The 14,261-nt window shown below is 26.5% G+C and carries 11 protein-coding genes; 6 read left to right on the top strand and 5 right to left on the bottom strand.

What is annotated here, in order from left to right:
* Positions 1-254 precede the first annotated feature (254 nt).
* Positions 255-2,405 (bottom strand): ferrous iron transport protein B, encoded by a 2,151-nt coding sequence (feoB, locus tag NG904_RS08515; RefSeq protein ID WP_252231098.1) that lies wholly within the window; start codon positions 2,403-2,405, stop codon positions 255-257.
* A 73-nt stretch (positions 2,406-2,478) separates the two neighbouring features.
* Positions 2,479-2,730, bottom strand: coding sequence for a FeoA family protein (locus tag NG904_RS08510; RefSeq protein ID WP_252212290.1), 252 nt, complete (start codon positions 2,728-2,730; stop codon positions 2,479-2,481).
* A gap of 152 nt (positions 2,731-2,882) precedes the next feature.
* On the opposite strand from NG904_RS08510, the gene NG904_RS08505 reads away from it, so the two are divergent.
* Positions 2,883-3,362 carry a metal-dependent transcriptional regulator gene (locus NG904_RS08505; protein WP_252231096.1) on the top strand — a complete coding sequence of 160 codons (480 nt, stop codon included), beginning with the start codon at positions 2,883-2,885 and terminating at the stop codon, positions 3,360-3,362.
* 265 nt (positions 3,363-3,627) lie between these two features.
* On the opposite strand, the gene NG904_RS08500 is transcribed toward NG904_RS08505, so the two are convergent.
* Both NG904_RS08500 and NG904_RS08495 read right to left on the bottom strand, forming a co-directional pair.
* Positions 3,628-5,340, bottom strand: coding sequence for a S8 family peptidase (locus NG904_RS08500; RefSeq protein WP_252231094.1), 1,713 nt, complete (start codon positions 5,338-5,340; stop codon positions 3,628-3,630).
* The gene (locus NG904_RS08495) at positions 5,337-7,193 is read right to left on the bottom strand and encodes a S8 family peptidase (RefSeq protein ID WP_286674329.1); all 1,857 of its coding nucleotides are present in this window, start codon (positions 7,191-7,193) and stop codon (positions 5,337-5,339) included. Before NG904_RS08495 ends, NG904_RS08500 begins: the two co-directional genes overlap by 4 nt.
* Before the next feature lie 232 nt (positions 7,194-7,425).
* Between NG904_RS08495 and fliB the strand changes: the two genes are divergently transcribed.
* Both fliB and NG904_RS08485 read left to right on the top strand, forming a co-directional pair.
* Complete coding sequence (gene fliB, locus NG904_RS08490; protein ID WP_252231092.1) at positions 7,426-8,580, top strand: flagellin lysine-N-methylase; 1,155 nt, start codon at positions 7,426-7,428, stop codon at positions 8,578-8,580.
* A gap of 700 nt (positions 8,581-9,280) precedes the next feature.
* Positions 9,281-10,927: a family 14 glycosylhydrolase gene (locus tag NG904_RS08485; protein WP_252231090.1), complete on the top strand. Its 1,647-nt coding sequence runs from the start codon at positions 9,281-9,283 to the stop codon at positions 10,925-10,927.
* 81 nt (positions 10,928-11,008) lie between these two features.
* Here NG904_RS08485 and NG904_RS08480 read toward each other — a convergent pair whose 3' ends face one another.
* Complete coding sequence (locus NG904_RS08480; protein ID WP_252212283.1) at positions 11,009-11,665, bottom strand: DUF5105 domain-containing protein; 657 nt, start codon at positions 11,663-11,665, stop codon at positions 11,009-11,011.
* Positions 11,666-11,984: 319 nt separating this feature from the next.
* On the opposite strand from NG904_RS08480, the gene NG904_RS08475 reads away from it, so the two are divergent.
* The 3 genes from NG904_RS08475 to NG904_RS08465 all read left to right on the top strand — a co-directional run bounded on the left by NG904_RS08475 (position 11,985) and on the right by NG904_RS08465 (position 14,069).
* Positions 11,985-12,605: a DUF488 domain-containing protein gene (locus NG904_RS08475; protein ID WP_252231088.1), complete on the top strand. Its 621-nt coding sequence runs from the start codon at positions 11,985-11,987 to the stop codon at positions 12,603-12,605.
* 114 nt (positions 12,606-12,719) lie between these two features.
* Positions 12,720-13,493 carry a PHP-associated domain-containing protein gene (locus NG904_RS08470; protein WP_252224342.1) on the top strand — a complete coding sequence of 258 codons (774 nt, stop codon included), beginning with the start codon at positions 12,720-12,722 and terminating at the stop codon, positions 13,491-13,493.
* A gap of 84 nt (positions 13,494-13,577) precedes the next feature.
* Positions 13,578-14,069 (top strand): L,D-transpeptidase, encoded by a 492-nt coding sequence (locus NG904_RS08465; protein ID WP_252231086.1) that lies wholly within the window; start codon positions 13,578-13,580, stop codon positions 14,067-14,069.
* Positions 14,070-14,261 lie beyond the last annotated feature (192 nt).

Here is a 14,261-nt window from a genome sequence, read left to right as displayed (position 1 = left end):
TAGTTTTATTTACCAAATTATAAAATACATACTATTATATCATATTTATAATTAATCAAATAAAATATTTGTATGAAAATGTTAACATGTGTAAGAAAATAATTATATATGTTATCAAGACACATAGTAATATACAATATTTAGTAAAGTTTAAAGTATATTTTTATATTAAACCTTAAACAAAAAGAAAGTGATATTATAAGGATTATCACTTTCTTTTTGTTTATAGAATTAATTGTTTATATTTGTTTATTCTAAGCAAGCCCAAGAATTCTAACTATTGATGTAACTATAAAACATATAGTAATTCCAGTAATAGTTGGAACTAAAAATGAAATAGCTGTCCATTTTAAACTTTGAGTTTCTTTCTTTATTGTTAAACATGTGGTACTACAAGGCCAATGCATTAAAGAAAAAAGCATTACACATACGGCAGTAAGCCAAGTCCACCCATTTTCAACAAGCAAGCTATGAAGCTGTGCTGTACTACTTAATTCTAACATGCTTCCTGTAGCCATATAACTCATAATGATTATTGGAATTACAATTTCATTTGCAGGAAATCCTAATATAAAAGCCATAAGTATATATCCATCCAATCCTATAAGATGAGCAAATGGATTAAGAAAATTAGCACAGTGAGTTAATATACTAAGTCCATTAACATTTAAGTTCGCCATTAACCATATAACCAAACCAGCTGGCGCTGCAACAACTATAGCTCTTCCAAGAACGAATAAGGTTCTATCAAAAATTGATCTAACTATGATCTTACCAACTTGTGGTTTACGATAAGGAGGTAATTCTAAAGTAAATGAAGAAGGAATTCCCTTCAAAATAGTTTTTGATAATATTTTAGAAATTGTAAGTGTCATAAATACCCCTAAAAGTATTACACAAGTTAAGATTAGAGTAGATGCTATTGATTGAAATGGTCCTACAAACATACCAGCAAAAAACATTGTAATAATAGCAATTAAAGTAGGGAATCGTCCATTGCAAGGTACAAAGTTATTTGTAATAATAGCAATTAATCGTTCTCTTGGAGAATCTATTATTCTACAACCAATTATGCCTGCTGCATTACAACCAAATCCCATACACATTGTAAGAGCTTGTTTTCCACAAGCACATGATTTTTTAAAGAAATTATCTAAATTATAAGCAATCCTAGGTAAGTAGCCTAAGTCTTCAAGCAAAGTAAAGAGTGGAAAAAATATTGCCATAGGAGGTAACATTACAGAAACAACCCAAGCAAGAGTTCTGTATACGCCTTGAATTAATACACCCTCTAACCACACAGGAGCCCCTAAAGAAAATAGGAATGCTGAAAGTTTATCTTGAATCCAAAATAATCCAGTAGCTAGAATTTCAGATGGAACATTAGCTCCAGTTATGGTTATCCAAAATATTACTGCTAAAAGTAATATCATTATAGGAATACCAAATTTTTTAGAAGTTAAAACTTTATCTATTTTCCTATCAAAATCATTATATTTTTCAAGGCTAAAAGCTACTACATCTTTACTTACTTTTTCAGCAATACATACTAATGTTGTTACAATTTCATCTCTAAGCATATTTTCATCTAATCCATTAATTTTTAAATATTCTTTAGCATTATAAATAGCCTTCGCAATACTAGTATCATCTAGTAATTTAAATCCAATATAATTATCTATTGAAGATAATAATGTTAAATCACCCTCTAATAGCTTTAAAGAAAGCCACCTAGTATTTAGTTTAGATTTTAATTTATCTGGAAGTACTTTTTCAATTAATAATATAGCATCTTCTATAAATGAACTATATTTAATACTTATAATGTTTTTCTCTACACTATTAAAAGATAAATTATAAATTTCATCTTTTAATTCTTGCAGTCCTTTGCCAATGTTTGCACTTGTGCCTACTACTGGAACACCTAATAAAGACGAAAGCTTTTCTAAATTTATCACTATACCTTTTCGTTTAGCTTCATTCATTAAATTAACACACACTAAAACATTTTCAGTTATCTCAAGTGTTTGTAATACTAGATTTAAGTTTCTTTCAAGGCATGTAGCATCAACAATAACCACAGTAGCATCAGGATTTCCAAAGCATATAAAATCTCTAGCAACTTCTTCTTCAACTGAATTAGCCATAAGAGAATATGTGCCTGGAATATCAACTAAGGTGAATTCTTTTTTCTTATGAGTGTATTTGCCCGTAGCATTAGTTACTGTTTTACCAGGCCAGTTACCTGTATGCTGATTTAATCCAGTTAAATTATTAAAAACTGTACTCTTTCCAACATTAGGATTACCAGCAAGTGCAATTACTTTATCATCTTTAGAGGTTCTAATAATGTTTAAATCTTTATCTAAAGCATTAGTGCCAGTAGACTGGTTAGTTAATCCCATTAAAAAGCTCCTTTATACATTACTTAAAATTTTATTTATAAAATTAATGGATTAGACATAAATAAGCTTAACATTAAAGTGTTTCCACTAAAATTTTAGAAGCATCTTCAGATCTAATAGCTATAACAGCTCCTCTTATTAAATATGCAATAGGATCTCCAGATGGACTTTGTCCTAAAGATTCAACTTCTGTACCAGTTATTAATCCAAGATCTAAAAATCTTCGTCTAATTACTCCATCAGCATCCAATTTGCTTACTTTACATTTATTCCCTAAAGGTAGTTTGTTAAGTGAAATTGTATTACTTAAAGAATTATCATTCATAACTTGTATATCTCCTTTTATATAATGTTTTTAGTTTAGAGAAAGAGTGTTTCTTAAGGCTAAAAATCTTTCTCTAAACTAAGATATGAGAAATAATTCTAAAGTGACACACATAAAGTAAAAATATATAAATAAATATTGGTGGTGATAAAATGAAAGAAAATTTTCATACAGTAAGAGGATATGAAAATATAAATTCAACTAGAAAATTACTTACACCTGCTATGGAAGATTACTTAGAAATGATATATAGATGCAGTCTTGAAGAAAGTTCAATTAGATTAAATAAGATTGCACAAATGTTAAATGTAAGAGATTCATCAGCATCTAAAATGATGAAAAAACTAGGAGATTTAGCACTTATAAATTATGAAAAGTATGGAGTAATTGAACTTACTGAAAATGGTATAACTTTGGGCAAATATCTTTTAGATAGACATATAATAATAGAAAAATTTTTAAAATATCTAGGTGGAAAAGATGAAGTACTTATAGAAACTGAATTAATAGAACACGTTATAGGCAGCGAAACTGTAGAAAATATAAAGATGCTGAATATGTTTTTTGAGGATAATAAAGATGTACTAGATAAATACAATGAATTTAAAAAGTGTAATAAAAATTATAAATAATTAATTGATAATTCAAATAATGAAAATATATACACTAAGTTCTTAATTTTGTTAAATAAGATTTTATTAGCATTTAAAAACATTTTATAGAAATGTATAATGATATAGTAGCAGAAAGTACCTAGAAATAATTTAAATCTATTTCTAGGTACTTCTTACTATGAATTAGTTTATAATTTTAAAATGTGAGATTAGTTAATAATTTAAAAGACTGTAATTAATAGTACCATTTATTATTATTAATGACATAATCTTAAGTTATATATTATGTCATATTTTGAAACATAGTTACTATGTTTAAAATTCCATATCCCCATTGAGGGTTAGGATAAATATCACCAATTCTTTTAGTAGTACCTCTTGCAAGAAAAGTTTTTATACTTTGAGAATACATATAAGGATAATTACCATTAATAATTCCCCATTCAAACAGCATAGCGCAAGTTCCAGCTAATATAGCAGCTGATACACTTGTCCCGTTAACAATTGCAGTTTGATTATTTGGTGCTACAGTTAAAGCATTTACTCCACCAGCAACAACATCTATTTTATTTTGAAAATTTTCCATAAATGCTACACCGGAATAATCTACCATATTATTATTATTTTGATTGTAAGCAGCAGCAGTAATTAAATATTCAGAAGTTCCTGGATTGGTAATGGTTCCATAAGGATCAGCCCAACTAAATCCTGTATCTTTATGTTTAATACCTTCTTGAGGCATCCACGCATTAACTTTTCCATCTAAAATATAGTTTCCAATTAATCTAAGTTTCCATAGTCCTGGTTGTATGTTATAAAATCTAATACGTATTAATTCATCACCAGTGAATTCTTCTGGCAAATAGTAATTAACTTTTATTGACGTTTTTTCAAATATAAATGTATAAAGTTCAGTAGAATTAATCAAAGGAGGCATTGTACCTGTATTTTCTCCAGATGGGGAAACTATATCTAAAGAAACTACATTTGGAGACTCTGTCCAAATCTCAACCCAAAGATTTTTTTCTTCAGGGGATACATCCATTTCAATTACTTTTATATAGTTAGTATAAGACAATACATTACTAGTATGATTTTTTTTGTTTCTCTCGTTTCCAGTTCCCGTAACAACTGCAATCCCACTATTGGATGATAGTGTTTCTAAATATTTTTCTAAAATATCATTTCCAGTATGACTTCCTAAGTTACTTCCAAGAGGAAGATATATAACTATTGGTTTAGAAACACGTAAAGAATATTTATATAAAAATTCTAAGGCTGCAAAGATAGAAGTTATATTAAATACAGGTATATTTACATTAAATTGTTCTTTAAATGAATAATCCTCTACTAATTTTACCACTACAAAATCAGACGATGGTACTACACCTTTTAGATTTGGATTTTTACCACTTCCTCCAATTAGTCCAGCCATATTTGTACCATGACCTATATCATCTTTTGTTGGTACTATTTCATATGGTGATTTTCCATTTATAGATGCTTCAATAGCTTCATCTATTTTATCTTTTAAATAAATGCTACCAAAAGGTATACTATTACTATCAGTATCATTATTTATTGTTTGATCCCATATACACTCAATTCTTGTTTTTCCATTTGAATCCATAAATTCTTCACATAAATAATCAATTCCTGTATCTATAATACCGATATTAACACCTTTTCCTGTTAAATTTAAAGGTAAATCTATCTGTAAAAAATTAGCTTGAGAGGCTTCAAGTGGAGAAATAGATTGAAGGGTATACATTTCAGCAGGTTTTACATATACAATGGAAGGAAATTTTGACAGTATATCAGTTAGCTCTGTGTCTTTGGGTACAGATATTATTGCATATTTATCATTAATTAATAATACATAATAATTAGGTTCTTTAGAAATTTCGTCCATAATATCACCTTGATATTGAATAATATAATTATCATTATTTGTATCATTAAAAATATTTCTAGGAATATTAAATTGCCTTTTCATAGTTTACCTCCTATAATATCTTTTGGAATTCGTATAAACAAATCATCTACATAATATTCGATGAATTCATCATATGTATTAATAGAGTCTCTATATGATCTACGAACAAATGGATTAATAGAGTTTCTATATGATCCACCAATAAAATTAAAAATTCCTAATAAATCTAAATCACCATAACCAGTTTCTTCATTTGGAAATGTAAAGATCTTATTTCTATATGCTCCGTGCATTAAATAACTTCTAACTTTTTTTGAATATATAGCTGGATCATTTTTATTTATAATTGCCCATTCTAATAAAAGTGCACAAACACCAGCTACTATTGCAGTAGCTGCAGAACTTCCAGATAGCAAGGAAGTGCCACCAGAAACTTGAGTTGTTAAAATATTTATTCCTATAGTGGCAATATCAGGATTAATTGCATTATTTGTATTAAATCCTTTTCCTGAAGCAGCAATTAAAGCATTATCATTGCCGTAGTAAGATGTAGTAACAGTATTAAAAGCTGTACTTGGTATTGTTAATGTATTAAGAGGACTTGGTTCGAGAAATATTGTATTTTCTGGTAAAGTAATTTTAGGTTGAAGCCAAATATCAAATCTTCCATTAGTAATATACTCTCCTAATAATTCAAATTTCCATATTCCAGGTTTTATAGCATTGAAACTGATATCGATAACTTCATGACCTGTATAATATTCAGGAGTATAGTAGTCAACATTTACAGTAGTATTTACAAAAACAAAATTAAATTTTTGAGATTTACCGATTTTTGATTTAATTAATTTAGAGGATTCTCCAGTTGGAGAAATTATAGTTAAAGAAGCTCTATTAGGTTTTTGTACCCATATTTTAAATGAAAAATATTTAAGTTCTTTAGATATCTTTAATTCAACTGTTTTTACATCATTTACATTTTTAATATAACCAGATGTATGACATTGAGAGTCGCCTTCATTTCCTACACCAGTCACTATAACTATACCTCTTATACTTGAAATAGACGATACATATCTAGAAATTAAATTCATACCATCATGGCTACCTTCAGTACTTCCAACACCTAAGTATATTACCATTGGCTTTTTTACTCGTATAGCAAAATTTTTTAGATATTCTATTGCATATAAAACTTCTGATGCATTATAAACGGGAATAGGACTAATTCTATTTTCAACTAATGTTTTTTTAAAATTTGTTGATTCAAATAATTTTACAACAACAAAGTCACTATTTTCAGCTATTCCTTTAAATTGAGGATTATATCCTCTGGCTCCAATAATTCCAGCAACTTTTGTTCCATGCCCAATTTCATCTTTTGAAGGAACAATTTTATATGGATCTTCATTATTTTTATAAGCATTAATTGCATTATTTATTTGCTCATTTGAATAACTTTCACCAATATATAAAGAATTATCAATATTGGACTTTTCTCTAATGCTTTGATCCCAAATATTAATAATTCTTGAAGTACCATCCTCTCTAATAAATTCTTCATTTAAATAATCTATGCCTGTGTCAACTATTCCAACTAATACGTTTTTTCCAGTTAAATTTAAATACGGATTAATTTTAATAACATTTATATTATCAACAGAATTTGGAGAAATATCTTGCAATACAAACATAGCTCTAAAGTCTACAAATATAATTTCAGGTACATCATTTAAAAGTCGAGGTAAATCAGAAGAATTTACTGCTATAACTCCAAGAGTTTCATTAATTATATCTCCACAGGCATATGAGATTTTATCTATTTTTTCTTTAAAATTGCCTCTATATTCGATTAAGTAGTTTTCTGGATTTGGATCAAAGTATAAATTGCATTCACGTTTATCATTTATCATTCATATTTAACTCCTAAGAATTATTATTTATATTATTATATTGTAATAATAAGTGCTTAATGATATTAGATTTATAATTATAGCAAATAAAAAAAATAAATTGCCTAAATGAAAGTATTAAGATTACCTTAAATAAAATATAAAATAATTATTTGTAAAACAACATATCTGAATTTGATATATGCTATAATATAAATCGCTTAAAATTTCACGTAAAAGATTGGAGTTAATTATGAAAGTAAATACTTTTATACCTAAATATATATATGATTTTAAATGTATAGGTCCAAAGTGTACAGATACATGTTGTGCAGGATGGGATATAAATATAGATTTAGATACATATAATAAATACATTAACAGTGAAGGGAAACTTAAAGATTTAGTACAAGGAAAGTTTATTAAAGATAAAAATGAACATGATACTTTTAATCATGGATTTATGATACTTAAAGATAAAAGTACATGTCCTTTTTTAAATTCTAATATGCTTTGCGATATACATGGAGAAATTGGAGAAGAGAATCTTTGTATAACTTGCAAAAGATATCCTAGAGTGTTTAATATTGTAGATGGTGTATATGAAAAGAGTGGATTACCTTCATGTGAAGAAATATGTTTTAAAGCATTTTTAAATAAAGATAAAATGGAGTTTATTGAATCAGAAGAGGAGCTTGATGAAGATACCATAGAAATAAGACGAATTATTGATAGTGAATCATTCGATGGAACAGAAAGTCTTCTTCAATATTTTTGGGATATAAGAGTAATTTCTATAAATATTATGCAATTAAGAGATTTTTCTATAAATGAACGATTAAATATTCTTACTGAATTTTATGAAAAAATACAAAAACTATACAATTCCAATAATTATGATGCTTTGGAAGAACTTTTAGAAGAATTTAATGAAGAATCAATGAATTACTATTGTTTAAATGGAGTAGAACTGAGAGAAAACAATATATTTTTTACTATGTTAGCGGATGAAACACTTATAAATAATATAAGAAGTTTTAAACTTAAAAAATGTGTAAATGAATATAAAAATGGTATTTTGAAAGTGAAGGATGTATCTAAATATTTAGAAAATCACAATAACATTTTTAATTTTATAAAAGAGTATAGTTATATTTTTGAAAATTATATGGTAAACCAGATTTTCAAAGATTTAATACCTTTTAATAAAGGACAAAATTTATTACAAAGCATTAATATATTAAAAAATAGTTATAGAATAATTAAAGCATACATAATTGGAATTTCCATAAATTCTAATAATAAAATAACAGAAAATGATATTATAAGAGTTATTCAAGCTTTGAGTAAAGATATAGAACATAACATGGTGTTTAAAGAATTGCTAGAAGGTAAAAACATCAATTAGAATTAAGGCGAACACTTTTTTGTTCGCTATATTATCGGGTATCACAATTTTATATTTAGAGTTTATATAATAAATGTCTTAGTATCTATAAATAATATTATTAGTACCTAGATAGATAATATAAGTAAAAATGTTACTTTATATGAAGAGAGGTAAACTACTAGATACTTTTGCTTGAAAAACTTGTTAAAGACAGAGAATAAGGTATTAATCTATAAAATGAACATTAAATATAATTATCTCTTGAATTTTATTACATTTTTAGGTATCATTATATTATTCAATAAATTACCATAATAGTTATTGATTATATTTGTAATCAATCTGTGTAATTAATTTATCTTTACATATCATAATGTCTTAAAATTAAAATAATCATTATAGTATATTTTTTTAATCATCAAAGCAAACGTTTGCATAAAGCTTAAACTTAATATTCTTAATTAATGCAAAAACATGTTAATATTTCATAATAAATAACATAATAAATAACATATTAATTAACGTATTCTTTTAATAAAACAACCATTTAAATAAAGAAAATACTAATGATTTTGTTTTAATTATGAAATCAGTATATTTTTTAAAATTTATTCAATATAACTTGTATCAATAGATAACTAGGGAAGGGGGTATAAATAATAAATAGTTTAAATATTAATTTTAAAGGGTTAAATAAAAATAAAGGGGGAAATAAGAAATGAAATTTATGAATAAAAAATTAAAAAAAATTTTAGGATTTGTATTAGTTTTGATGATAACGGTTACGCTAAATTTATCTTCTAATACTTGTATTTATGCATCATCTATTAACACAAATTACAAAGCTTATGTAATGGCTCCATTAGATAAGATAAATGATTGGGACAAGTTTAAAGAACAACTAATAACTCTTAAAAATAAGGGGGTATACGCTCTTACCACAGATGTATGGTGGGGTGATGTTGAAAGTCAAGGTGATAATCAATTTGACTGGAATTATTATAAAACATATGCAAATGTTGTTCGTGAATCAGGATTAAAATGGGTTCCTATTATATCTACGCATGAATGTGGTAGTAATGTAAACGATTCAGCATATAGACCGCTACCTTCATGGTTATGGACACAAGATACAGTTGATAATATGCAATTTAAAGATGAAATAGGACGTTGGGATAAAGAATCTCTTAGTCCTTGGTGGTCTGGAATTGAAAAGCAATATGATGAACTTTATGCTTCATTTGCATCAAACTTTAGTGACTATAAAGATATTATAACTAAAGTTTACCTTTCTGGTGGTCCTTCAGGTGAATTAAGATTTCCATCTTATAATATAGCATTAAACTGGAAGTATCCAGAACGTGGATATTTGCAATGCTATAGTGATGCAGCTGTATCAGATTTTCAAAATTCAATAAAAAATAAGTATACAACTATTTCTTCTGTTAATGATGCTTGGAATACAAATTTAACAAGTTTTGAAGAAATAAATCCTCCTACTGATGGAGATAACTTTTTTGAGAATGGTTATAAGACAACTTACGGAAAAGATTTTTTAAAATGGTATCAAGGAGTTCTTGAAAAACATTTGGATAAAATAGCTTCAATTGCACATGAAAACTTTGATCCAATTTTTAATGTTAGAATAGGAGCAAAAGTATCTGGTGTACATTGGCTTATTAATAGTCCAATCATGCCACGTTCTACAGAGTATTGTGCAGGTTATTATAATTATAGCTCTTTACTCGATGAATTTAAAGAATCAAATCTTGATTTAACTTTTACATGCCTTGAGATGAATGATTCAGATGCATATAAAGATCCGTTTTATTCAGCACCAAAAAGCCTGATTATAAATGTTGCAAATTTAGCTAAAGAAAAAGGTATGAAAATCTTTGGAGAAAATGCATTAGATATTAAAGATAATAATCAATCATATGAAAATTGCGCTGAAATGTTATATAATTATAATTTTTCAGGATTTACTCTTTTAAGATTTGGAAATCTTTTTAATAATGATGGTACAGTAAAAGCTGAACTTGATTCTTTTGCAAATATTGTTGTAAAAAAACCTGTTCCTGTAACATTTACAGTAGATAATGTTAACTTAAGAAATGGAGAAAGTTTATATTTAACAGGAGATGGATGGGAAATGGCTAATTGGACTACTGGATTATATCCATCACAATTTGATTATAAAGATGGAAAAGCAGTAGTAACTGTAAATCTTGCTGAAGGTAATAATTATGAATTTAAAGCTATAAAGAAGGATAGCAATGGAAAAGTAATTTGGGAAAATGGAAGTAATCATTCTTATACTGTTCCAATAGGTGGAGGATCATATAATTTTAGTTGGAATAATTAAAAAAATAATAATTATTTAATGTTAAGGGGCTGTTGCAAAAATGCAGCAGCCCCAATTCATCCACTTAAATATTTTTTTATATTATCGAGTTACCATAGTTGCTAATTTATTTCCAAATGTAACAGGGTTATCAGGAACCCATACTTTTCTATTTTTATCATCAGTTACTTTTTTAAACGCAAATGTATTTTCTACAGTGTCTGATGATGGTTCTGCACCAGTACAGTTTTCTATTAACTTTGAAATATAAAGTTCAGATAATTTATTTAATGCTGTTTTTCTATCTGTAATATTCATATTTTGTACTTCAGTCATTGCATCATTAGCAGCTTTTTCATCAAGACCTACTATATCAACATGAGTTGTTTTTATTTTTACAACTGCAGTTTCAGCATCACTTGATACTGGTTCTATAGTACAAGTTGTTCTTTTTTGAGCATTTAATTGAGCTTCAAAAATATTATTTATGTTATCATCTGTAAATGATAAGCCAGCAGAATTTAGATTATTTTTAATTGCATCCTTAAATGTTTGTTCAAGTTGTGTGTTTAATGTGTTTGCTTCCTCATCATTAAGGCCTAGAGATGTTAGAGCACTTGTATCTCCATAAATTGTTAAGTGGTGAAATGCTTCAGCAAATTTTTCTGGTGTTTCAGTCTTTTTACCACATCCTGCTATCATAGTCACTAACATTAAAGTAGATAAAAGTACTGTAATAAGTTTTTTAAAATTTTTCATTATTAATCCCCCTATGTAATTAAATGATCTGTTAAGTTATATAAAAAAATAAAGAGAGCCTTTTATAATAGCTTAACAAATTCTACTTACTTATTATCGTACGCATATAACATAACTTTACTTTTTATATATATTTAATATATTTTAGTATAAAATGTTATGAGATATTAGTAATTAATATGAGTTATTGAGTAAAAAATAAATGATGAATTTAATAAAAGCATTATAGAAAAAAGTATGTTGATAAGTTGAAAAAGGTTATCGAGAAAAACTAAAAAATCATAAAAGCCAAATTGTTCAAAAATAAAGGAGAAGTAATATGAAAATATACACAATAGGACATTCTAACTACTCTTTAGAGAGATTAATTTATATGCTAAAGCATTATGATATTGATACTGTTGTTGATATAAGAGGGATTCCATACTCTAAGTATAATGTTCAATTTAACAAAGAGACAATAAAAAAAGCTTTAACACAAGCAGGATTTATATATATTTATATGGCAGAAGAATTCGCTGCTAATCGAAGTTTAAAAATATCTTATACTGAGGAAGGATATGCAGATTTCGAAAAAGTAGTTAATGAATCTTCTTTTCTCAAAGGTATAGATAGACTAAGAAATGGAATAAACAAAGGTTATAGAATAGTATTACTTGGAGCTATGCAAGACCCAATAAGATGCCACAGGAGTATACTTGTTGGAAGAGCTTTAAGAGATAAAGGATTTAATGTTAAACATATACTGGATGATTATTCTATAGGAACACAAGAAGATATAGAAAAAAATCTTTTGGATAAATACTTTAGCAATAGAGCTCAACTTACAATAGATAGTTTATTAGGAAATGAAGCTAGTGAGGAAGAAATAATAAGAGAGAGCTATAGGCTAGCTAATAAAGAAATTGGATTTAGAGTTGAGGGTATAAAACTTCTATAGTCACTTTATGTTTTCATAAAATATGGTGTGACAATAATTAATTTAATACATATTCATGTATTATAGTATTAATTTAAATAACTGTATTTAAGTACTAAATTAAGGAGATAAATCATGAATATAGATTTCCATGTACATGGTATTCTTAGTAAAAAACTTAATTTTGATCCTGAATTATTTTTGTTAGGAATAGAATATGCAAAAGAAAATGGCTTGGATGGATTTATTTTATGTGAACATTTTAATGCAGTTGATCTAATGTCTTCATACTCTTATTTAGAAAATAACTATGAATATGATGGAGATAGATATATTGTTAATGGGTTTTCAGTTTTTATTGGTATGGAAGTAGATATAAGATATGGCGGTCATGTCATAGTATCAGGAAACAGGGATTCTATATTAAAAATTAGAACTGCTCTTGAACCTCATGTTAAAAAAAATAATTTTATTCCTTTTGGAAAACTACTAGATTTAGGTGAAAAATATGAATGCTTAATTATAGGCAGCCATCCTTATAGAGAAAATCACAAATTATACTTACAGCCTAAAAAGTATTTAGAGAGATTGGATGCACTAGATTTAAATACAAAAGATATTTATAAAAGAGGTATTGAGATTGTAGAGAATGAAGTAGCAAATTTATCAAAAATTTTAAATATACCCTATGTAACAGGAAGTGATAGTCATTATCCAGTACAACTTGGTACTGTAAAGACATGCTTTGAAACTGAATGTCATACAATAAAAGAATTAAAGGAATGTATAAAAAATAAAAAATATAAAATAGAGATATCTAAAGCTTTAAAATTAAAAGTATACACTTCTAAAATAACAAAAAATTATTTAAAAAAACAGATAAAACTATCAAAACAAAGCTGTAAATAAAAATAATTAAGATTAATTAGGCTTTATACATTTTTTTTAATCATTCATATACTATTTTAAGAATAATTGTTAAGGATAATCGTAATGAAGGATTTTTTTAATAAACTTTTAATATACAATAGGAAGAATTTTATTGATGGTGCAGGAGCAAATTATGAAACTATTGTTACTGACTATGTTAATCTAAATAACTTTTCAAGTAAAACTCAATATTTTATATGGGTAGATTTAAAAAATTTCAAAGTAAATATATTTAATGGAAGTAAAGGAAAATGGAAAATAGTTCATAGTTATTTATGTACAATTGGTAAAAAAGAAACACCTACCCCTACCGGAACTTTTACAATTGGAGTGAAAGGCTTATATTTTGGAGTGAATAAGGGGTATAAGTGTTGGTATTATACACAATTTAAGGGAAACTATTTATTTCACTCTATAATATATAATTTAGATGGATCAATTAGAGATGGAAGATTAGGAAATGCTTTATCTGATGGTTGTATTAGGCTAAATAAAATAAATGCAAAATGGATCTGGGATAATATTCCCGAAGCAACTAAAGTTGTAATAAGTTAAATATAATTTTATCCAACTTATTTCAAAAGCATGGATCTTAATAAATTGAGTTTTATCCATGCTTTTATTTTGTTATTGATAAGAAAAAATTATAGATATAAAATAGATATAAATATATTACTTTTATACTATAGTTTAAAATAAATCTTAGCAGAAGGATATGTTTTAAAACAGTGTTGATATTGTAGTATA

Origin of the sequence: Clostridium sp. ZBS15 (assembly GCF_023845705.1) — a bacterium.
GTDB lineage: Bacteria > Bacillota > Clostridia > Clostridiales > Clostridiaceae > Clostridium > Clostridium aquiflavi.
Note: the sequence above shows the minus strand (reverse complement) of the source record. Positions and strands in the feature narration are given on the sequence as shown.

Excerpts from the sequence above, each read along its gene's own strand:
- NG904_RS08480 (WP_252212283.1), bottom strand. The coding sequence starts at position 11,665 with ATGAAAAATTTTAAAAAACTTATTACAGTACTTTTATCTACTTTAATG.
- NG904_RS08485 (WP_252231090.1), top strand. The coding sequence starts at position 9,281 with ATGAAATTTATGAATAAAAAATTAAAAAAAATTTTAGGATTTGTATTA.
- NG904_RS08510 (WP_252212290.1), bottom strand. The coding sequence starts at position 2,730 with ATGAATGATAATTCTTTAAGTAATACAATTTCACTTAACAAACTACCT.
- NG904_RS08495 (WP_286674329.1), bottom strand. The coding sequence starts at position 7,193 with ATGATAAATGATAAACGTGAATGCAATTTATACTTTGATCCAAATCCA.
- NG904_RS08465 (WP_252231086.1), top strand. The coding sequence starts at position 13,578 with ATGAAGGATTTTTTTAATAAACTTTTAATATACAATAGGAAGAATTTT.
- fliB (WP_252231092.1), top strand. The coding sequence starts at position 7,426 with ATGAAAGTAAATACTTTTATACCTAAATATATATATGATTTTAAATGT.
- NG904_RS08470 (WP_252224342.1), top strand. The coding sequence starts at position 12,720 with ATGAATATAGATTTCCATGTACATGGTATTCTTAGTAAAAAACTTAAT.
- NG904_RS08505 (WP_252231096.1), top strand. The coding sequence starts at position 2,883 with ATGAAAGAAAATTTTCATACAGTAAGAGGATATGAAAATATAAATTCA.
- NG904_RS08500 (WP_252231094.1), bottom strand. The coding sequence starts at position 5,340 with ATGAAAAGGCAATTTAATATTCCTAGAAATATTTTTAATGATACAAAT.
- NG904_RS08475 (WP_252231088.1), top strand. The coding sequence starts at position 11,985 with ATGAAAATATACACAATAGGACATTCTAACTACTCTTTAGAGAGATTA.
- feoB (WP_252231098.1), bottom strand. The coding sequence starts at position 2,405 with ATGGGATTAACTAACCAGTCTACTGGCACTAATGCTTTAGATAAAGAT.